Origin of the sequence: Acinetobacter sp. ACNIH2, from assembly GCF_002934965.1 — a bacterium.
GTDB classification, from domain to species: domain Bacteria; phylum Pseudomonadota; class Gammaproteobacteria; order Pseudomonadales; family Moraxellaceae; genus Acinetobacter; species Acinetobacter tandoii.
Genome location: NZ_CP026412.1, coordinates 3,076,238 through 3,095,733 on the forward strand (window position 1 = coordinate 3,076,238; position 19,496 = coordinate 3,095,733).

20 protein-coding genes are annotated in these 19,496 nt (G+C 40.0%); 12 read left to right on the forward strand and 8 right to left on the reverse strand.

Annotation, left to right across the window (positions count from 1 at the left end; translation table 11 throughout):
• Positions 1-46 precede the first annotated feature (46 nt).
• On the forward strand, positions 47-958 hold the full coding sequence (locus C3F34_RS14565; RefSeq protein WP_016166458.1) for a LysR family transcriptional regulator: 912 nt from the start codon (positions 47-49) through the stop codon (positions 956-958).
• 84 nt (positions 959-1,042) lie between these two features.
• Here C3F34_RS14565 and C3F34_RS14570 read toward each other — a convergent pair whose 3' ends face one another.
• From C3F34_RS14570 to C3F34_RS14580, 3 genes are all read right to left on the reverse strand, one after another.
• Complete coding sequence (locus C3F34_RS14570) at positions 1,043-2,311, reverse strand: OprD family outer membrane porin (protein ID WP_104441955.1); 1,269 nt, start codon at positions 2,309-2,311, stop codon at positions 1,043-1,045.
• A gap of 115 nt (positions 2,312-2,426) precedes the next feature.
• A complete protein-coding gene (locus C3F34_RS14575) occupies positions 2,427-3,779 on the reverse strand; it encodes a spinster family MFS transporter (RefSeq protein ID WP_104441956.1) in 1,353 nt (450 codons plus the stop codon).
• 394 nt (positions 3,780-4,173) lie between these two features.
• Positions 4,174-4,641: a MarR family winged helix-turn-helix transcriptional regulator gene (locus C3F34_RS14580; RefSeq protein ID WP_016166455.1), complete on the reverse strand. Its 468-nt coding sequence runs from the start codon at positions 4,639-4,641 to the stop codon at positions 4,174-4,176.
• Between the two features lie 147 nt (positions 4,642-4,788).
• On the opposite strand from C3F34_RS14580, the gene C3F34_RS14585 reads away from it, so the two are divergent.
• From C3F34_RS14585 to C3F34_RS14625, 9 genes are read left to right on the forward strand one after another with little or no spacing between them, the layout of a single operon-like run.
• Positions 4,789-5,892, forward strand: a complete 1,104-nt coding sequence (locus C3F34_RS14585) for an amidase (protein ID WP_104441957.1) — start codon at positions 4,789-4,791, stop codon at positions 5,890-5,892.
• A gap of 45 nt (positions 5,893-5,937) precedes the next feature.
• A complete protein-coding gene (locus C3F34_RS14590) occupies positions 5,938-7,086 on the forward strand; it encodes an acyl-CoA dehydrogenase family protein (RefSeq protein WP_104442362.1) in 1,149 nt (382 codons plus the stop codon).
• 27 nt (positions 7,087-7,113) lie between these two features.
• Positions 7,114-7,473, forward strand: a complete 360-nt coding sequence (locus C3F34_RS14595) for an IacB protein (protein ID WP_104441958.1) — start codon at positions 7,114-7,116, stop codon at positions 7,471-7,473.
• Between the two features lie 10 nt (positions 7,474-7,483).
• Positions 7,484-8,011 carry a nuclear transport factor 2 family protein gene (locus tag C3F34_RS14600; RefSeq protein ID WP_104441959.1) on the forward strand — a complete coding sequence of 176 codons (528 nt, stop codon included), beginning with the start codon at positions 7,484-7,486 and terminating at the stop codon, positions 8,009-8,011.
• A 28-nt stretch (positions 8,012-8,039) separates the two neighbouring features.
• Complete coding sequence (locus tag C3F34_RS14605) at positions 8,040-9,317, forward strand: aromatic ring-hydroxylating oxygenase subunit alpha (RefSeq protein ID WP_104441960.1); 1,278 nt, start codon at positions 8,040-8,042, stop codon at positions 9,315-9,317.
• Between the two features lie 10 nt (positions 9,318-9,327).
• Complete coding sequence (locus C3F34_RS14610) at positions 9,328-9,813, forward strand: aromatic-ring-hydroxylating dioxygenase subunit beta (RefSeq protein WP_016166449.1); 486 nt, start codon at positions 9,328-9,330, stop codon at positions 9,811-9,813.
• Positions 9,814-9,823: 10 nt separating this feature from the next.
• A complete protein-coding gene (locus tag C3F34_RS14615) occupies positions 9,824-10,561 on the forward strand; it encodes an SDR family NAD(P)-dependent oxidoreductase (RefSeq protein ID WP_016166448.1) in 738 nt (245 codons plus the stop codon).
• A gap of 36 nt (positions 10,562-10,597) precedes the next feature.
• Positions 10,598-11,551, forward strand: coding sequence for a PDR/VanB family oxidoreductase (locus tag C3F34_RS14620; RefSeq protein WP_044740346.1), 954 nt, complete (start codon positions 10,598-10,600; stop codon positions 11,549-11,551).
• Between the two features lie 37 nt (positions 11,552-11,588).
• Positions 11,589-12,542 (forward strand): p-hydroxyphenylacetate 3-hydroxylase reductase component, encoded by a 954-nt coding sequence (locus C3F34_RS14625; protein WP_104441961.1) that lies wholly within the window; start codon positions 11,589-11,591, stop codon positions 12,540-12,542.
• A gap of 188 nt (positions 12,543-12,730) precedes the next feature.
• On the opposite strand, the gene antC is transcribed toward C3F34_RS14625, so the two are convergent.
• The 4 genes from antC to C3F34_RS14645 form a co-directional block, all read right to left on the reverse strand.
• Positions 12,731-13,768, reverse strand: a complete 1,038-nt coding sequence (gene antC / locus C3F34_RS14630) for an anthranilate 1,2-dioxygenase electron transfer component AntC (protein ID WP_171285009.1) — start codon at positions 13,766-13,768, stop codon at positions 12,731-12,733.
• Positions 13,769-13,773: 5 nt separating this feature from the next.
• Complete coding sequence (gene antB, locus C3F34_RS14635) at positions 13,774-14,265, reverse strand: anthranilate 1,2-dioxygenase small subunit (RefSeq protein ID WP_044740349.1); 492 nt, start codon at positions 14,263-14,265, stop codon at positions 13,774-13,776.
• 2 nt (positions 14,266-14,267) lie between these two features.
• Positions 14,268-15,683: an anthranilate 1,2-dioxygenase large subunit gene (gene antA, locus C3F34_RS14640; RefSeq protein ID WP_104441963.1), complete on the reverse strand. Its 1,416-nt coding sequence runs from the start codon at positions 15,681-15,683 to the stop codon at positions 14,268-14,270.
• A 161-nt stretch (positions 15,684-15,844) separates the two neighbouring features.
• Positions 15,845-16,453 carry a TetR/AcrR family transcriptional regulator gene (locus C3F34_RS14645; RefSeq protein ID WP_104441964.1) on the reverse strand — a complete coding sequence of 203 codons (609 nt, stop codon included), beginning with the start codon at positions 16,451-16,453 and terminating at the stop codon, positions 15,845-15,847.
• Positions 16,454-16,575: 122 nt separating this feature from the next.
• On the opposite strand from C3F34_RS14645, the gene C3F34_RS14650 reads away from it, so the two are divergent.
• Positions 16,576-17,229, forward strand: coding sequence for an NAD(P)H-dependent oxidoreductase (locus C3F34_RS14650; RefSeq protein WP_104441965.1), 654 nt, complete (start codon positions 16,576-16,578; stop codon positions 17,227-17,229).
• Between the two features lie 96 nt (positions 17,230-17,325).
• Here the strand turns inward: C3F34_RS14650 and C3F34_RS14655 are convergent, their stop codons facing one another.
• The gene (locus C3F34_RS14655; protein ID WP_104441966.1) at positions 17,326-18,615 is read right to left on the reverse strand and encodes a sigma-54 interaction domain-containing protein; all 1,290 of its coding nucleotides are present in this window, start codon (positions 18,613-18,615) and stop codon (positions 17,326-17,328) included.
• Positions 18,616-18,808: 193 nt separating this feature from the next.
• Between C3F34_RS14655 and C3F34_RS14660 the strand changes: the two genes are divergently transcribed.
• Positions 18,809-19,492: an MBL fold metallo-hydrolase gene (locus C3F34_RS14660; protein WP_104441967.1), complete on the forward strand. Its 684-nt coding sequence runs from the start codon at positions 18,809-18,811 to the stop codon at positions 19,490-19,492.
• Positions 19,493-19,496: the final 4 nt, after the last annotated feature.

Consider the following 19,496-nt stretch of genomic DNA (forward strand, 5'->3'; position numbering starts at 1 on the left):
AAAATAGATATGAAGTGGTATTTTAAAATACTAAAAAGGTATGTTGATGGAATTAAGACATTTACGATATTTTGTGACCGTAGTTGAAGAGCAAAGTATTACTAAAGCTGCGGAAAAGCTGTTTATTGCTCAACCACCATTGACTCGCCAAATTAAAAAATTAGAAGAAGAGTTAGGGATTGATCTTTTTGAAAAAGGTTCTCGACCTTTAAAAGCGACGGAAGCAGGTTTATATTTTTATCAGCATGCGGTGCAGATTTTAACGCATGCGGCGCAAGCCACGACCATGATCAAGAAAATTAACTCAGTCAATACCAGTGTAAAAATTGGCTATGTGAGTTCTTTGTTATATGGGTTATTGCCACAGATTATTTATTTGTTTCGCCAAAAAAATCCAGAGATTCAAGTCGAGTTGATTGAATGTAGTACCAAAGATCAGGTCGAGGCATTAAAACTCGGTAAAATTGACATTGGTTTTGGTCGGTTACCAATCAGTGATCCTGCCGTTAAAAGACTGTTGCTACGCAAAGAAAGATTAAAACTAGCGATTTATAAAAAGCATCCTTTAAATGCCTATCAGGAAAAAGGCGTGTATTTATCGCAAATTGTGAATGAAACTATTTTTTCTTATCCCAATACACCGAAACCGAATTTTTCAACCACCATACAAGCGATGTTTACCCAGTTAGGTTTAATTCCGACCAAGTGGACGGAAGTGCGTGAAATTCACATGGCTTTGGGTTTGGTGGCCTCAGGTGAGGGTATTTGCTTAATTCCAGAAAGTGCGTGCGATATTGGCATGAAGAATGTGGAATATTTGGATATTTTAGATTTAGAAGCGTATAGTCCAGTCTCGTTGTCGATGCGCAACATGGATCAAAGTGCGTATATTCCCAAAATTTTAGAATGTATTGAAGAAATTTATCGGACTGAGAATATTTCTACTAACTTAAATTGATCAGATGTCAGATTTCATTGAAAAATTCTACAAGCCAAAAGATGCCTCATACTGGATGAGGCATCTAGATTATAATGTTTAGTTTTAAAATTTTTTCATATAATTCATAAAAATACGGTCTTCAGTAAAGTCATTGCCATATTTCACATTATAATCAATGTGAATATATTGAAAGCCGAGCCCTTTGAGATAAGGCTGTTGAAAAGCGTAATTGAGGACATAATTGGCTTCGGTTTCTTGATTATCTTCCCCTGTGGATGATTTGAAATCATGACCATAAACCCATTTCACCGCAGTGCTGAGCCCTGGTATAAAGTCCTTAAAATCATAGCTATAAATGAAGTGATAAGATTTTTCATCTTGTTTGGTAAAGCCTGTGACGTTCCAGTTAATAAAATAGGTTTCAGGTAGATAACCATCTAATAATGGATAGGCAGAATCGCCAATAATTTGCTGATAGCCTAAGCCAAAAGAATGATTACTCACTTTCAAGGTTTCCAGCAGACCAATGTTTTGCGCATCAATAGTGAACCTATTCTCATGGTCTTTAGAATTAAAATATTTCAGTTTTGAATTAAGCGAAAAATTCGCTTGTTTCCATGTGTGATCTAAACTTGCATAGTGCGTATTATATAAATCTTCCAGATTGCCAAAATAATATTCACCCTTTAACGTTGGGGTAATTTGATAACGCAGGTCAATATAGTTCAACCCATCTGAATAGTGTGTGACCCCTTTAGAGGTATAGGAAAATTTACGAAACTCTTCTTCATTACGTGGCGAGACTTTTTCGATGCGACCAATTTCAGTCTGAAATTGATCGGTAATTTGCGAGCGAAGATTGGTTCCCCAATAAGAGGTTAACAACTGGCGACTGGTATCCACCGAAGTCACAGGCAGATCCAACCAGAGTTCACCCGTTCTTAATAAGGAATTACCATAACCAAGTTTTAAAGTTGCGCCATATTTTAAAAAATCAGAGGCTTGTGACTGGTTGGCTTTATCAAAAGGAAGAATGGAATCGGAAACATGCTTATCCGAACTTAGACGCACAGCATATTGCACAGAAGCATCAGCACCAATTGTGATGGGTTGATCGGCAATATTTAAGGGGGTATCTAGCATTTTAGATTTATAGAATAAAGAGGCTGCTTGCGACCAACTGCCCGTATCTTTGACACTAGCATTATCAAAATCACGATCGATATAGGCATTTCTGAGCGTGAATTTCCATTCATCTGTTGGTGTTGTCGTAGATTCAGCTGCGTGAATAGCTGTTATTGCAAATCCATTGAATATCAGCAGGGTGGCAAGGGCGAGTTTTTGTTGTTTGAAATGCGTTAAGCGTTGCATATTATTTCCAAGAGGTGAATGCTCATATCGGGCATTAACTTTTTAAATATTCTGAAGTGCCTTCCCAAAACATTGCTTTGGGACAGACATCAGAATGCAGAGATTAAAATGGCAATTAATGTAATTTTTCGCGTTGCATACTGTCGTTGAAAAATTTGCAGCCTTTAAGCAAGAGAATGAAAGCAAACACACACGATGCGCCACCAATAATTGACAATGAAGACCCCACCATGATTGGGTTGCCAAAGTATTTGTCAGTCAAAATTGCAACTAAAGTGGTGCCAATACCCAAACCAATCAGGTTACTGACCAATAAGAAAATGGCAGACAGACGAGCACGAAATTGATTGGGAGCCAACATTTGTAAAGCAGTTGCAGAAATCACCAAAGGGAAGGAGGCAAAAAACATGGCAGGAACAAGTAACGCTACCGAAATTTGTAGATTTTGGACTTGGGTGAAAAGAGAGATCGGGAGAATTAAACCAATAATACCAATCACACCTGTGAGCATCGGTGCATTTTGTCTGCCTTTCTTAATGAGCCAGTCATTCAGCCAGCCTGCACAAAAAACACCTAAGGTATTGGCAATTAACATAATGGAACCGAGCATATAGCCAGTTTCAGTCGGTGAAAGCGAAAAGTTGCGAATGTAAAAAGCGGGAGTCCAACTGGTTAGGCTATATAAAGCCATAGCATAAAAGGTGAAACCTAAATAATGACAAGTAATGGTTTTGCCATGTTTACGGATAAATTGTAAACATTGCTTAAATTCACCTTTTTCGACATGACCATAGGTATTCAATCGCTGACCTTTACGTTCAGGGTCTCGTACGGTCAAAATGAACAGTAAACCAATGAAAATACCGGGTAAACCCACCACCAGAAAGGCAACTTGCCAAGCCTTCATAGCGCCGAATAAGGGAACATGAATTAAAGTTGCACCTTTAAGTAGTTTAATGACATACCCACCCACGAGAAATGCGATACCACCGCCTAAGAATGCGCCAATAGAGTAAATTCCTACAGCACGTCCTAATTTGTCCTTGCTAAACATGTCACTAAACATGGAGTAAGCTGCTGGAGACAACGCTGCTTCACCAATCCCAACACCCATACGGCATAAAAATAATTGAATGAAGTTTTTACTCATGCCACAGGCTGCTGTTGCAAGACTCCAGATAATAATGCCAATAGAGATGAGTTTAGGGCGAGAAAAACGGTCAGCAATATAGGCTAAAGGTAATCCCATAAAGGCATAAAACAAGGAAAACGCGAGGCCATGTAATAAACTAAATTGAGTATCGGTTAAATGTAAATCGGCTTTAATTGGCTCAATCATGAGCGCTAAGATTTGTCTGTCAATAAAAGAGAAGATATAGGCCAGCATACAGAGTATGACCACATACCATGAATACAGATGGGTTTTTTTATGCTCCGCTTTTTCTACGTAGACATCTACATGATCCATTGATTTGTCCTTTTGTATTTAGCTTGCTCGGTTTGAAATTTCTGAATAAGGTTTGCTTGCGCTAAACGAATGGATTTAGTGCGGATTAGATTCAGAGGCTTAACTTTTGTATTTGATCAATCATATTTTTAGGTAAAATAATTAAAATTCAGTCAGCCATTCAGCGATTGAGATGTTGATCATTGAAGGATTATTTTCTTTTTATATGTAAAATTCCATTACTTTTTGGGTATTTAAAAATACTCTATGGGTATCTTATTTACATGAATAAGCTAAAAAGTAATTTTAGATCAAAGATTTATTCTTATAATTTTAGATAGGAGTTTGCTGGAAAGAAGAGAGCAGCAGATGAGTTTTCACTCATCAACTGCTGAATACAATTAAAAAGCAAGGCTTAGCTAGAGGGCATTAATTCAAATAGTTTTTTTAGTTGTAGGTTCAGATGATGAAGTTCATCTTCAGAAAAGGCATTCAAAATGCCTGCTAAGGTAACTGCACTGATTTGGTTAATCTGTTCGACAAGGTTTAGCCCTTTATCTGTTAGCTTTACCATAGAAATACGTTCATCTGTCGCGGAAGAAAAAACTTCAACAATGCCATCTTCCACTAAGCGATACACGGCTTTGGTTGCGGTAGTGAGTTTGAGTGTAGAAAGATTAGCAATATCAGTAATACTGGCTTCACCCAAAGCGTTGGTGCTCAGAATAATTTTACGACGCGTGTTGTCTATTCCTAATTTTTTAATAGATTTTTCAATAAGTTGAGAGTATTTTCCATTAACTTGGGAAATCCAGAAAAAAGGGAAATTTTTAAGACTTTCTGGTTCATTGTTAGGTAAAAATTGTTCTAAATGGTTCAGCATGGCTAAGCAAGGACTTAGTAAAAATTGAGAAAGCTATTATAAACAAAATTTTGCAGCTTGCCTTAATGACTCTTGTAAAAATTACTTGACAATTACATTTAAATTTCCCATATTTGAATTAAGTTATAAAAATACATGGAAAAGTGAATGAATATTATTGCACAATCACTTTCGCGAGGACATGGCGAACTTAAAGTCATGATCAAGGATACGATTGATATTCAAGGCTTTAAAACAGTTGCAGGCAGTAAAGCTTATTTAAATATTTCACCTGCAGAGCACAATGCGGAAGTGGTCGACAATATTTTGAAAGGGAATTGTCAAATCACTGCTAAAACCAATTTACATGAATTGGCATTTGGTATTACGGGAATTAATCATGCTTTTGGAACACCTGTTAACCCTAAATATCCTGAATTAATTCCAGGTGGATCTTCGAGTGGTTCGGCTGCGGCAGTGGCGGCAAAACTGGCAGATTTTTCTTTAGGAACCGATACGGGTGGTTCTATTCGTATGCCCGCTGCATGCTGTGGCGTTTATGGTTTAAAACCGACTTTTGGGCGTGTCAGTCGTCAAGGAGTGCATCCAGTAACAAGCAGTTTGGATTGTGTTGGACCTTTTGCAAATTCAGTCGAAATGCTCGAAGTTGCCATGCAGATTATTGAGCCAAGTTTTCAGCCTGCTGCAAAGCTACAACAGCCACCCAAGTTGGCTTATTTAAATGTAGCTGCGAGTGATGAGGTATGGCGTTGTATTGAGCAATTCTTTGTACAACATCATCTTGATTTACCGCGTGAAACCATCGACTCGTTTGATGCCGCTTATGATGCAGGCATGCAGATGATCAATTATGAAAACTGGCAGGCTTATGGTGAATTAACTCAGACAGGTTTAATTGGTGCTGATGTAAAGCAACGCCTATTAAAAGCAGCGGATACTAGCCTAGAGCAGGTGAAACAGGCAGAACAGGTCAAAGCACAATTCACCCAAGCTTTAAATACGTTATTAAATCAATACGATGCTTTAGTTTTGCCGACATTGCCACAAATTCCGCCAAAAGTAAAAGATGCTGAAAATACAGTTGCCTTCCTGAATTTAACCCGTTTAGTTCGTCCTTTTAATTTGTCTGGACATCCTGCCATTTCAATTCCATTACAGACAGAAAATGGTTTTCCTGTAGGTCTACAGTTGGTTGCTGGGCATCAGCAAGACGAAAAATTATGCGCGATTGCAAAATATCTTTCGCACTAAAACAAATATATTACAAGGAGTTAGATAATGAATGAATTATCTAAAATGGAGTTTGTAGCATCAGAAAAAGCCGTTGATCTAGACGCTTTATGTCAAGAAATTCGAGCAAGAGCCTGTATGGGCGAATTTGATAATCAAGCCTTTGTTAGTCAGGACATGATTGAAAAACTCAAGCAATTGGGAGTTTACCGCGCGCTTGTGCCAAAACGCTTTGGTGGTGATGCAGTTTCACCACGTGAGTTTTGCGAACTGATTGAAACTTTGTCTAAGGCGGATGGTTCGGTAGGTTGGGTGGCAAGTTTTGGGATGAGCCCCGCTTATTTAGGCAGTCTGCCAGAAGCAACACTTGAAGAACTGTATAAAGATGGCCCTGATGTGGTTTTTGCGGGAGGAATTTTCCCACCACAACCTGCGGAAATTACCGATGAAGGCGTTCGAGTCAGTGGGCGTTGGAAGTTTTCTAGTGGCTGCATGGGTGCTGACATTATTGGTGTCGGTATTGCACCTTTAAAAAATAATGAAATGCAGGGCCTACCGCGCATGGCTGTGATGCCTGCGCATAAAGCCAAAATTGAAATGACATGGGACACAGTGGGTTTAAAAGGCACAGGTAGTCACGATTTGGTTGTGGAAGATGTGCTAGTGGAAAAGCACTGGACATTTGTACGGGGTGAACCTTCCAAACTACCAGAACCCTTCTTTAAATATCCGTCACTTTCCCTAGCGACCCAAGTTTTAACCGTTGTTGGGATTGGTGTCGCAGCAGCTGCTTTAGAAGAATTTCAAATTTTAGCACCGGGCAAAGCATCGATTACAGGTGGTGCTGAAATTGCGAATCGTCCTGTGACTCAATATGAATTTGCTCAAGCAGATGCAGAATTTCAGGCAGCCAAAGCATGGTTCTATCAGACCATGGATAGCGTTTGGCACGAAGTCATTGCAGGGCGTGCAGCAACCACACAACAGATTAGTGATATGCGTTTAGCCTGTACCCATGCTGCTCGGGTTTGCGCCAAAGTCACGCGCAAAATGCAAATGTTAGCAGGCATGACCGCTATTTATACCAACAACCCATTTAGTCGTTTTGTGAATGACACCAATGTCGTCACACAACATGCCTTTATGGGGGATGCCACATTACAAAATGCGGGTTCAATTCGTTTTGGCTTAAAGCCAAGCCCAGGATATTTATAAATTTAAACTTGAGACAAGGAAATCAAAATGGACGTTAAAAAAACTTTACGTGTGTTGTTCTGCATGGGTATTAATCAGAATTTTTTTGATGCAGAACCTGCCGAAGCAAAAGCGGTTTGGGCTGCATTTGGTGAGATGTGGAACACAATTCATGATCTGCCGGGCGTACATGTTTTTGGCAATCTCGATGATGATCAAAGCATGGTTGGCCCTAGTACAGGCTGGCCATGGACAACCTACTTATTGGCAGATGTGCCTGATATTGAAACTGTACATGCGGCGTGTAATTTGTTCAGAACCACGGTGGTAGGCGAAGGTCCTTACAAACTTTGGAAATACTGCAAAGTCGAAGCACGTGTTGGACGTGAATTGATTATTCAACGCTAAGGTGCAGGACATGGATGACAAAGTGAATTTGGTAAAAATCCTCTCACGTTTAGAACAGTTGGAAGCACATAACGCCATCCGTAATTGTCTCAATCGTTATATGGAAATTTGTGATGAGCTGAGTCCAAAGACTAATTTAGATGAGCTGATGGGGCTTTTTGATGCGGAGTGCATTTGGGAAGGTATAGGGGAAAAGTATGCCAAATCTTTTGGGCGATATGACTCTCGGCAAGCCATTTACAACATGTTCAAAAGCTATACCCAAACAGAAGGTCACTTTGTCATGAATGCTCACTTTGTCAGTTCGGAGCAAATTGAAGTGCAACAACAATATGCCACGGCAACTTGGCTGATGTTGCAAACCTCCACTTTTCGCGATGGACGCAGTCATTTAAATAGCGCCAAGCTGAACGTGAAATTTGCACAACAGACGGATGGTAGTTGGAAGATCAAGCATTTTCAAACCCAGAATATTTTTAGTCGACCAGTGACAAATTGGCACAGTGACGCTGAATTACCTGTCCCGACCCAGAATTAAATTACCAATTTATCAAAGGATTATTGAAATGAATGGAATTATATCAACACTGAATATTGGTGTGGATTATGAAGCATTGGTGCAAAGTGATCGTGCACATACGTCTTTATACAAAGATGAGCGTATCTTTGATGAGGAAATGCAGAAGATTTTCTACAGCACATGGGTTTGGGTAGCACATGCTAGCGAAATCCCAGAAGGCGGTAGCTATAAAACCATCAACATTGGCAAACAACCCGTCGTCGTAGTTCGTGACCGCAAGAAAAAAGTGCATGTATTGCTTAACCGTTGTCGTCATCGTGCTGCGACAGTCTGTGAACACAAAAAAGGCAAAACCAATAGCTTTGTTTGTCCATACCACGGTTGGAGTTATGCACTTGATGGCAGTTTACGCGGCGTTCCTTCCCCAGAAAGTTATGGTGAATGTTTAGATAAATCAGAATTGCCATTGGTCAGCCTGCGTGTTGAAGAATATAACGGCATGATTTTCGCGTCATTCAATCATGATGTAGAGCCTTTAGAACATTTTCTTGGACCTGCGAAAAAGTGGATTGATTTGTTCATGAAACAAGGTGCAGGTTATCCAATTAAAGTTTTAGGCGAACATCGTTTTACCTTCCCAGGGAACTGGAAAATCCAGCTTGAAAACACCACTGATGCTTATCATTTTCCGTTGGTGCACAAGTCTTTCTTAAGTTCAGTTGATGAAAAAACAGAAGAATTATTTAACTTTGAAAATCAACCTGGTTTTGTTGAAGACTTAGGCAATGGTCACAGTGTGATGGTGATGATTCCTGAATTGGTCGATTTAGACGAAGAATTAATGGAACGTCCAATTCAGGAGCGCTTTGAAGATTTAGCGCAAGCTTTGCGTGATGAAGGACATGCGGAACTAGAAGTTCGTCGTATTGTGCGCGCTGTGGGCGGTTCTGGTTTTAACTTAAACCTGTTCCCGAACATTGCCTGTTCAATGGCATTTTTCCGAGTCATGCAGCCGATTTCAGTCGATAAAACAGAAATTCATCACTCCGTGATTACCATGGATGGCGGCCCACAAATTGCGAATCAATATCGCCTGCGTTTGCATGAGCATTTCCAAGGCCCATTTGGTTTTGGTACGCCCGATGATGCCGAAGCATGGGAACGTGTACAAAAAGGGGCAGCCGCAGGCGAAAACCTCTGGATTATGTTGAACCGTGGTTTAGCTGGTGAAGTACAAACTGAAGATGGTTTAAAAAGTGATGTGAGTGCTGAAACTGGGATGCGCTCTGCCTATCAACAGTGGAAAAAGTTGATGACGGCTTAAGGGGAATAACATGAAAATTGATTTAAATTTACTCAATGAAGTCACAGCGTTTATTTGGGCAGAAGCCGATATGCTGGATCACTCTGAGCATGATGCTTGGTTAAATCTTTGGAATGAAAAAGGAGTGTATATCATTCCAATTGATCCGACACTTACCGATTATGAAAACAATTTGAACTATGCCTATGACGATCATCACATGCGTAAATTGCGTGTTCTGCGTTTAGAAAATGGCGAAGCAATTTCAACTTCACCCAAGGCAAATACGGTTCGGAGCATTTCACGTGTTCGGATTTTAAAACATGAGGAAGGTGAAATCATTTTACGTTGTGCGCAAAACTTGCGTGAATTCCGTAAAGAGAACCTCAAACACTACACCGCAGATGTGACTTACCATTTAAACCGTGATACCGACGCAGGTTTAAAAATTAACCGTAAAATCATTAATTTAATTAATTCTACCGATACCTTGTCAGGTATTAGCTACATTCTATAGGAGCATCGGCATGCAACAGGTTGTATTAGTGACAGGTGCTGCTTCAGGTTTGGGCAATGTCATTGCAGAATATTTTGCTAGCCAAGGTCATCAGGTAATTTTATCTGCCAGTACTTTGGAAAAGGCGGAAAAAGCCAAAGTAGAAAGTCAGTTTCCCGAGCAAATGTTTCCAGTGAAACTGGATATTTCAGTTGAAAACGACTTTCATGCCGTGGTGCAGTGGATTGAACAAAAATTTGCAAAGCTTGATGTGTTGATCAATAACGCGACGGTCACTAAGGCAACCCCAGTTTTGGAGATTACGGCTGCTGATTTTGACTGGGTTACCCAAGTTAATCAGCGCGGTACATTCCAGTCCTGCCAAATTGTTGGTCAGTACATGGCGCAAAAAGGCTATGGGCGCATTATTAATATGGCGTCTTTGGCAGGGCAAAATGGTGGTACGGCAACAGGCGCACATTATGCAGCGAGCAAAGGTGCCATTGTGACTTTAACCAAAATTTTTGCTAAAGAATTTGCAGCTAAAGGTGTGACAGTAAATACCGTTGCTCCTGGTCCAATGGAATCAGCCATTGTGCATAGCGTAGTGTCAGACGAAAAAATGGAACAATTTATCCAGAATATTCCTGTTAAAGCATTAGGCAATATGTCGTTTATTGCAGAAACCTGTGCGTTATTGGCAAGTCCAAATGCTGGGTTTGTCACAGGTGCAACTTGGGATATTAATGGTGGTTTATTCATGCGCTAAGCCTTGTGCCAAGCAAGTGAAAAGGAGAAAACAAAAATGACTACACTTTATGATGTTGTCGTAAAAAACCGCCATGTAGAAGGTGGCAATATTGCAGTCATGGAATTTGAATCTGCTAATGCCGAAGTATTACCTCAAATTGAAGCAGGTGCCCATATTGATGTGCACTTACCCAATGGTATGGTTCGTCAATACTCGCTTTGCCAAAATCCAAATCAGGCTGGCAAGTTCAGATTAGGCATTTTAAGAGATGCAGAATCACGTGGTGGTTCGATTTCAGCTTTTGATGATTTAAAAGATGGAATGCACATTCAGGTGAGTGCACCCAAAAATTTATTTCCATTGTACCCAGCGAAACATACGGTGTTGATCGGTGGAGGTATTGGCATTACCCCGCTCATCACCATGGCCTATCAATTAGCGCATGAGGGTGCATCTTTCGAGCTGCATTATTGTGGTGCGAGCGAAGACCGTTGTGCCTTTGTCAATGAAATTAAAAATGGCGAACTAGCACCATTCACCACCTTTCACTTTAAATCTGAAGGAGCGAGCCATCGCCAGTTTTTTGAAGCCGCGATTCAGGATATTGATGTAACAAGTCATATTTATACCTGTGGTCCTGTGGGTTTTATGGACTGGGTGATCAATCTCGCTACGACCCACAATTTCCCGCAAGCACAGATTCATAAAGAATATTTCCAAGTTAAAACTGATACTTCGGGCGATGCATTTGAAGTGGTCGCTGAACGGAGTGGAAAAATTATTTTGGTAGATGCAGGAGAAACCATTTTACAGGCTCTAGCCAAACAAGGCATCAACATTGAAATGTCTTGTGAGCAAGGGGTCTGTGGTACTTGTATGTGTGATGTGATTGAAGGTGAACCCGACCATCGCGATGTGTATTTTACCGATGAAGAAAAAGCCAGTAATGAACAAATTTTGGTCTGCTGCTCTCGTTCCAAATCATCCCGTTTAGTTTTAGATATTTAAGCCTTTTCCTTGTGATATGGAAATTAAGGAGAAAAAGATGAATGTAATACAAAAAGTACAACCGTTAAGCATAGATCCTTTGCAATTCCGACGCGCATTAGGCAATTTTGCAACGGGTGTGACCATTGTCACAGCGCAAAATGAACAGGGTGAAAAAGTCGGGGTAACTGCCAATAGTTTTAACTCAGTGTCACTCGATCCACCGCTGATTTTATGGAGCATTGATAAAAAATCATCTAGTTTTTCTGTGTTTGAGCAAGCAACACATTTTGCTGTCAATATTTTGTCAGGTTCGCAAATTGAACTGTCCAACAAGTTTTCACGCCGCAATATTGATAAGTTTGAAGGAACCAATTATCAGGAAGGTGAAGGTGCGAGTTTATTATTAGAAAACTGTTCTGCCATATTTGAATGTGAACGTCACCAAGTGATTGAAGGGGGCGATCACTGGATTATGATTGGTAGAGTGGTGAAATTTCATGATCAAGGTCGCAGTCCTTTGGTCTATCACCAAGGTGCATATTCATGCGTGATGCCACATCCAAGTTTAAAGCTAAAACACAGTGAATCAACACTTTCTGAAATTCCACAACAAGGGCATTTATATAACAATGTTTGTTATTTAATGAGCCGTGCCTTTAAAGCCTATCAAACGGATTATATTCCGAAGCAATTGGCATCGGGTTTTCGTACCAGTGAATCTCGATTGTTGTTAGTGCTTGCCAGCGGAACTGCTTCAAGCAAGGAAGATTTACCACGGGATATTGCTATGCCGATGCAAGAAGTAGAACGCGCAGCGGAAATTTTAAAACGTGAAGGGCTACTTTCAGATCACGAGAACTTGTATCAATTGACAGAAAAGGGCAAACAAACAGCACAATATCTGTTTGAAATCGCCGATAGCCATCAAAATGGAGTGTTTGAAAAATATCCACAACAGGAAAAAGAAGCATTCATTAGCATGTTGCGTGACTTTGCTGGTGTGGCTTAAGCAAAAATGTACTGATAAATCTTCGGATTTATCAGTTTTATTCGATCTCTGTATTGATGTTTAAGCCCGAATATATGTTTATCAGATACGTATTTTGATGTGACAAAAAAGAGCCAAGGATAATCTTGGCTCTTTTGGGGTTATTTACTAGAAATTACCATGAAGAATGCATAATTTAGGTTTTAAAATTAGGTTCGTGCAGTATTACTTTGTAAGAACTTTTCACTATACAGTCGATAGTCTTGTAAGGATTGTTCATCAAGCCAACTTTTAACGGCTTCAATCATTGGTGGCGGACCACATAAATACATATCGAATGCTTGTTCAGCCAGTTGTGCTTTGTTCAAATGTTCATGAATATAACCCGCTTTGCCTTGCCACTCATCTGATGCCTTGGTCACAATCGGGTGATAACTAAAGTTCGAAAATCGCTCAGTATAGTTGTGTAAACGCTGCTGCTCACATAAATCTGACTCTGAATTCACTCCATAATAAAGTTGAATCGGTGGGGTATTGGGTTGTTCAACCAAATTGTCGAGCATACCTAAAAATGCGGATAATCCTGTACCCCCTGCAATAAAGACCAGTGGGCGTTCTACTTCACGTAAATAGAAGCTGCCTAAAGGTGCTTCAATCAGTAGCGTCTGACCTATTTGACAGCGCTCGCGTAAGTAATTGCTCATTACGCCATCGGGTAATAGGCGAATTAAAAATTGTAATTGGTTTGTGGCGTTTGGTCGGTTAGCAAAGGAGTAAGAGCGCCAGTCATCGGTATCTGGAATCTGCAAACGCGCATATTGCCCAGCTAAGAATTGTAGTTGAGAGCTAAAGCTACTGGCATCCAAATGTAAAATGGCGGTAGTCTCTGAAACCAATTCAACGGCAGTGACTGTTGTTGCGATTTTTAAAGTTTCACCCGTATTACAGATGCTTGAATTATGATCAAAATAAAACGCGGCATCAGACTTTACTCGAGTTTGGCAAGCCAACATTTTTCGTTCTGCCAAATCACGTTCACTTAAAGCATCTTCATCGACATAATCTTGCGCATAGATACCCGTTTCACATTTTCCTTGGCAGGTTCCACACACGCCTTCACGGCAATCGAGTGGTAAATTAATCCCCTGTCGAACTGCTGCATCAAGCAGCAATTCGTCTTGGTTCACAGAGATGAAAAAGGTTTTACCATCGGCAAAATTTAAAGCAACAGAATGTCCCATTTCTATGCTCCTTAAACGTGGTAGAAGTCTAAAACAGAATCAATTTTGTCATTCAGCAAAATGCTGTGCTGACGACGAATCTTGAAGCTTTGCTCTGTTTGACGGAGTAGATAAGTCGCATGACCATAGAAGGAGCCTTCCAAACCTTGGCGGTTATATAGGGTATGCCAAGCCACTTTGGCTTCAACCAAACCATCTTCACGGGTTTGTACCTGTACATTGTTAATGCTGTGAAAGGTGCGAGGTAAAGGATTCGCCGATGCCGCTTTACCCGTACGAATGCGAAATACGCGGTCTTCTAAACCTGAACGATCAGCATAGTAAATATAAGACAAGCCCTGATTCGGATCTTGCACATAATTGTGGTCATCAATCCACTGTGGAATGTGGTATTCACTGTCCTCATCATAAAGATCAAGATAGGCATCCCAGTCATATTTATCGCAAAGCTCTGATTTTTTATACAAAAATTGAGAAACTGCAAATTGTAGTTGTTGTGACATGGTTATACCTCATCCGCTACGTTTTGATTTTGAAAAGTGATGTCGAACATTTTTAATGACTTTTTCTTGAAGCCATCGAGCATTAGGCGTTGCCAATGACCGTGTTGATTGACATAGAGACCTTCATGGGTAAATTCACGCCCTGTGATCACAGGTTCAATGCCCAAATCAATTGAGTTTTTGCTTGGACCATATTCCCAAGCTTGATAACCACGTGAAATGTCACTCCAACGTTCTAGTCGGGCTTGAAACCCTTTTTGCTGTTCACGGAATTCGACCAAGTCATCAGGGGTGCCTAAACCTGAAACATTAAAGAAATCTTCAAATTGACGGATACGGTTACGACGCGCTTCAACGGATTCACCTTTTACACCGATACATTGGCTGATGACTTCGGTTTTGTTCCAAGCCACAGGACGGACAATTCGGAGTTGCGAGCTAATTTGATCCATAAAGAATAAGCTAGGGTACAGGTTTAAATTTCTTAAACGATGCATTGCCCATTCAGCATATTTTTGACCATATTTCTCGACCATATAGGGCATAACGGTTTCATAACCTGGACGTACCATTGGATTTGGCATATCACTGAATAAAACACTATGTCCATTTTTAAAACTGAACCAGCCATCGTCAGTTTCAGCATCACCTGCACCTAATTTACTGTAATCGAGCGTATCTAGTTCGGCCCCTTTGGCAGCATTTACTTGCTGGCGATGTTGCACAGTAGAAACATAGTTATAATGCACGGTACTGACATGATAGCCATCTAAGCCATTTTCATTTTGCAGTTTCCAGTTGCCTGCAAAGGTATAGGCTGATTTGCCTTGTAGAACTTCAAGTTCTCCCGTTGGGGATTGATTCACCATTAAATCAAGGAAAATTTTGGCATCGCCCAAGAAATCTTCCAAGGTATCTGTGGCTTGCGTGTCTAGGCTAACAAACACAAAACCCCGATAACTCGCAATGCGTCCTTGTTTAAGCCCACGGCTTGATTTATCAAAATCTTCACAGTATTCACTTGGTGCTTTGACTTTGACCAAACGACCATCCGATTTATAGCACCATGCATGGAACGGGCAGGTAAAAGTCGATTGATTGCCTTTCGCAACACGGGTAAGTGTTGCACCACGGTGTTCGCAGGCATTGACCATGGCATGTAACTCGCCGTTGCCATCACGACTGACAATAATGGGCTGACGTCCAATTTGAACGGTCAAAAAGTCATTTTTGTTGGGAATTTCACTTTCATGGCAGGCATAAATCCAGACTTTTTCAAAAATGAATTCCATTTCCAGATCGAACAGTTCTGGTTGGGTAAACATATCCCTTGCGACGCGAAACACACCATCTTGAGGGCGGAAATCGATGCATCCATCCACCAAGTCATTCCATTGTTGTAAATTTGATGAGGTCATGTGCTCAATCCTTTAGTCAATCAGCTTTAGCTTGATTGAAGCGTGATTAAGCACTTGTCTCTATCCACTTTTTCCAGATGTTTATCCAGTCTGTGCTGCTTTTATTTTAAAGTGCTTAGATACGGGGTTTGAGGAGGGGATCGGTATTGAAAGAGCCAGCTTTAACGTGCTGGCATTATTTGGGTGAGTTGCTGCATCATAATATTTACATATTTATGCACATCATCTTTAAAAATCATATATTGAAGCGCTAAGCCGTAACTTAATGAGATAATTTCTAGAAGCTTGTATTCATGCTGAGCTGACTCTGCAGCAGAAAAATTTGGAATGAGTTGTTGTAAAACTTCTGAAACTTGCGCCTGATGATTCTGCCAAACTTGCTGATATTCATTGGAAAATATTTCGTCACGTGCCGCATATAATTGCAATTCAATTGAAATTTTCAGCCATTCATCATTCTGGAAAAAATCGATTAACCACTGTTCGAGTGTGGCCATTAAATCAGACTGCGTCAAATGTGTCTGAGTAATAATTTTCTGTAATTGCAGATTTTCTTGTTCAAATTGAATTTTCATTAAGGTCAGTAAAAAATCTTCTTTGTGCTCAAAATTTGAGTAAAAAGCACCTTGAGTATAGCCCGCCTTTTTTGAAAGATTCCGAATGGATACCGCACTATAGCCTTGCTCAGATATAAGATGAAATCCTGCTTCAATTAACTGATTTCTAGTTTGAATTTGTTTTTCATCACGAGAAATTTTTGTGGGTTTCATAGATTAATTTAAATTTCAAATATCACTTGATATCTTAAACTTTAAGCGTTATTTTGGCTAGGTCTATTTCGGATATCATATGATATCTGAAAAGATAAATCTGTTCTAACCTAGAGAAGAATATGAGTAAGCAGTTGAAAAGAAAAATCGTGGTCATCAATGCTCATCCATCATCAACAAGTTTTAATCAAGCTTTAATGCAAGCCTATATTGAAGCTGTACCATCTGACTTGCAGGTTGAAGTGATTGAAATTGGCAAATTACATTTTGATCCAAATCTGAAATATGGCTATGAACAAAGAATGGAGCTTGAACCCGATTTACAAGCAGCATGGTCTAAAATAATGAGTGCGGATCATTTGGTCTGGATTTTCCCAGTGTGGTGGGGTGGTTTACCTGCTGTAGCGAAAGGGTTTATTGATCGTTTATTTCTTCCTAGTCAGGCCTTTAGTTATTTTGAAAACAGCAACCGTATTCGTGGGCATTTAAAACGCAAAACGGCCAGAATCATTACCACCTTAGACCAAGCTGGTTGGACGTATAAATGGTATTTTGGCGAACCGAGCACGCGACAGCTTAAAGATACGACATTAAAATTTTGTGGTGTAGGATCAGTAAAGACACATTATTTGGGTTCTATACGGGGTTCTAGTTTAGCGCAACGTCAAATCTGGCTGGGATTAATGAAAGAACTGGCGCAACGTGATTATGCCAACTTGATGAAAAAATCAGATCAAGGATTAGTGCAACGGCTTCGGCTTTATTTCAGTCATTGAAAGCATTGAGATGGTAAGGCAAAAGTATCCTATCCACACTCAATGCAAAACAGATTCTATTTTCTACAAAAGACTCCAGCCCGCATGAAATGAGGTTTATATTCCAAATTTCTTGCGGTAGCGCCACAAACTGGTTCGGCTAATTCCTAGGGCCTGTGCTGTCAATCCCAAGTCATATTGATATTTTTTGAGAGTTTGCTGCAAGGTATAGGCATCCAGTTTTGTGGAGTTGATTCGTATAGGTTGCTCATATGTTTCAGTTGTAGATTCAGAATCTTGTGCTCCATGAATGATCTCATCAGGTAAATCAGAAATCGTAATTGCGGAACGGCCATTCGCCATTGCCAGAGCATATAACAACGTATTCTTGAGTTCGCGGACATTCCCCGGCCAGTCATATGCTATTAAAGTTTGCAGGGCATCATCTGAAAGAAGAGGGGCTTGTGCTGAAGTCCGATGTTCATTCAGTAGAAATTCGGCAATCAAAGGGATATCTTCTTTGCGTTCACGCAGTGGAGGTACGAAAATCGGAATGACCCTTAAACGGTAGAGCAAGTCTTGACGGAAGCGTCCTGACTTGACTTCTTCACGTAGTGCACGATGAGTCGCTGCAATAATACGGACATTCGACTTTAACGATTTTTCACCACCTAAAGGCGTGAACTCTCCTGTTTCGAGTACCCGTAATAATTTGGCTTGTAGTTCCAGTGGAATTTCGGCAATTTCATCCAGAAATAAAGTACCACCAGCCGCACGTTCAAAGACACCTTTGTGTTCACGGATTGCGCCAGTAAAAGCCCCTTTAACATGCCCAAATAATTCACTTTCTAATAAACTGGCATTGAGCGCAGCACAGTTAATGGCAATAAACGGATGTTTTCTTCTTTGGCTATGTTCATGAATGGCTTGTGCCACGAGTTCTTTTCCACTGCCTGATTCCCCCCGAACCAGTACAGGAAATTCGGTAATCGCAACCCGCTCAATAATCGAGAACATATGCTGCATCGAACTTGACTGGCTATGAAAAGTCTGTTGTAGAGATAATGCTGTTACAGGCTTTGGTTTTACCGTATTTAAAGAAACAGGCTGCAATACAAAAATTTCGCCTACAAACTGTTGATCAAGTACATCGAGTTTTTTCCTAGTCAATAAATATTGAGCAGAGCTTTCAGGCAGATGAATCAGCCCAGTTTGTAGTTGTGTATTTTGAATTAAATGTTTGAATGTCGTGATAGTTTTTTTATTAAATTCGGATGTGCCATATTCATAAATAAAGTTTTGGCTCTGCTGTTCTTGAATCAAGATCAAACTTTCATCAATAAGACTTTGTAATTGTTCTAAAAATAATTCTAACTGAGTTTTTAAAGAAAAACGAAGAGTCGGCATGGTGTTTCACTATGTGTTTCAGTTGTTTCTTATTGAAACACAAAATGAAACAAAGATGGAATGGTATAAAAGGGTGAATTTATAATTTAAATTTTAATATATTGTTTTTTATGAATATAATTAAAATAGCTAAAAGTTGGCACCATGTTTGCAATTTAAGAATAAAGAAACGTATTTATTCAGGTGTTACAACATGATCTTTCATCAATTTTTTGAAGTAGAAAGTTCAACTTATACTTATCTATTGGCTTCAGAGCAGACACGTGAAGCTGTATTGATTGACCCAGTTGCTTCTGAAATAGACATCTATACCCAGTATTTAGAAATGCATAACTTAACACTGGTCTATAGTTTGGATACGCATGTCCATGCGGATCATGTTACCGCTGCCAATTTATTACGTGAAAAGTTTGCTTGTAAAACCGTATTACATCGCAATTCAGGAGTGAGTTGTGGCGATATATTTATCACTGATCGAAGTGTGATTCGGATAGGTGAAATAAATATTGAAGCACGTTATACCCCAGGGCACACCAATGCATGTACCAGTTATGTTGCAGAGGGTATGGTGTTTACAGGGGATGCTTTGCTGATTGATGGTTGCGGACGTACCGACTTTCAGGAAGGCAATGCCGAAATCTTGTATGACAGCATTCATACTCAAATTTTTACTTTGCCAGACGAGACTCTTGTTTACCCAGGTCATGATTATAAAGGTCGTTTAGCTTCGACAGTCGGGCATGAGCGTCTGCACAATTCACGTTTGGGCGCAGGCAAAAGTAAAGCTGAATTTGTAGAAATTATGAACAATTTGAATCTTCCTTATCCGAAAAAAATTGATATCGCATTACCTGCCAATAAAGCTTGTGGTCAGTAAAGGA

Bases quoted from the DNA above. Each gene is read 5' to 3' on its own strand.
- C3F34_RS14645 (WP_104441964.1), bottom strand. From the start codon at position 16,453: ATGAAACCCACAAAAATTTCTCGTGATGAAAAACAAATTCAAACTAGA.
- C3F34_RS14615 (WP_016166448.1), top strand. From the start codon at position 9,824: ATGCAACAGGTTGTATTAGTGACAGGTGCTGCTTCAGGTTTGGGCAAT.
- C3F34_RS14610 (WP_016166449.1), top strand. From the start codon at position 9,328: ATGAAAATTGATTTAAATTTACTCAATGAAGTCACAGCGTTTATTTGG.
- C3F34_RS14590 (WP_104442362.1), top strand. From the start codon at position 5,938: ATGGAGTTTGTAGCATCAGAAAAAGCCGTTGATCTAGACGCTTTATGT.
- C3F34_RS14620 (WP_044740346.1), top strand. From the start codon at position 10,598: ATGACTACACTTTATGATGTTGTCGTAAAAAACCGCCATGTAGAAGGT.
- C3F34_RS14600 (WP_104441959.1), top strand. From the start codon at position 7,484: ATGGATGACAAAGTGAATTTGGTAAAAATCCTCTCACGTTTAGAACAG.
- C3F34_RS14650 (WP_104441965.1), top strand. From the start codon at position 16,576: ATGAGTAAGCAGTTGAAAAGAAAAATCGTGGTCATCAATGCTCATCCA.
- C3F34_RS14585 (WP_104441957.1), top strand. From the start codon at position 4,789: ATGAATATTATTGCACAATCACTTTCGCGAGGACATGGCGAACTTAAA.
- C3F34_RS14660 (WP_104441967.1), top strand. From the start codon at position 18,809: ATGATCTTTCATCAATTTTTTGAAGTAGAAAGTTCAACTTATACTTAT.
- C3F34_RS14655 (WP_104441966.1), bottom strand. From the start codon at position 18,615: ATGCCGACTCTTCGTTTTTCTTTAAAAACTCAGTTAGAATTATTTTTA.
- C3F34_RS14625 (WP_104441961.1), top strand. From the start codon at position 11,589: ATGAATGTAATACAAAAAGTACAACCGTTAAGCATAGATCCTTTGCAA.
- C3F34_RS14565 (WP_016166458.1), top strand. From the start codon at position 47: ATGGAATTAAGACATTTACGATATTTTGTGACCGTAGTTGAAGAGCAA.
- C3F34_RS14605 (WP_104441960.1), top strand. From the start codon at position 8,040: ATGAATGGAATTATATCAACACTGAATATTGGTGTGGATTATGAAGCA.
- C3F34_RS14570 (WP_104441955.1), bottom strand. From the start codon at position 2,311: ATGCAACGCTTAACGCATTTCAAACAACAAAAACTCGCCCTTGCCACC.
- C3F34_RS14580 (WP_016166455.1), bottom strand. From the start codon at position 4,641: ATGCTGAACCATTTAGAACAATTTTTACCTAACAATGAACCAGAAAGT.
- antB (WP_044740349.1), bottom strand. From the start codon at position 14,265: ATGTCACAACAACTACAATTTGCAGTTTCTCAATTTTTGTATAAAAAA.
- C3F34_RS14575 (WP_104441956.1), bottom strand. From the start codon at position 3,779: ATGGATCATGTAGATGTCTACGTAGAAAAAGCGGAGCATAAAAAAACC.
- antA (WP_104441963.1), bottom strand. From the start codon at position 15,683: ATGACCTCATCAAATTTACAACAATGGAATGACTTGGTGGATGGATGC.
- C3F34_RS14595 (WP_104441958.1), top strand. From the start codon at position 7,114: ATGGACGTTAAAAAAACTTTACGTGTGTTGTTCTGCATGGGTATTAAT.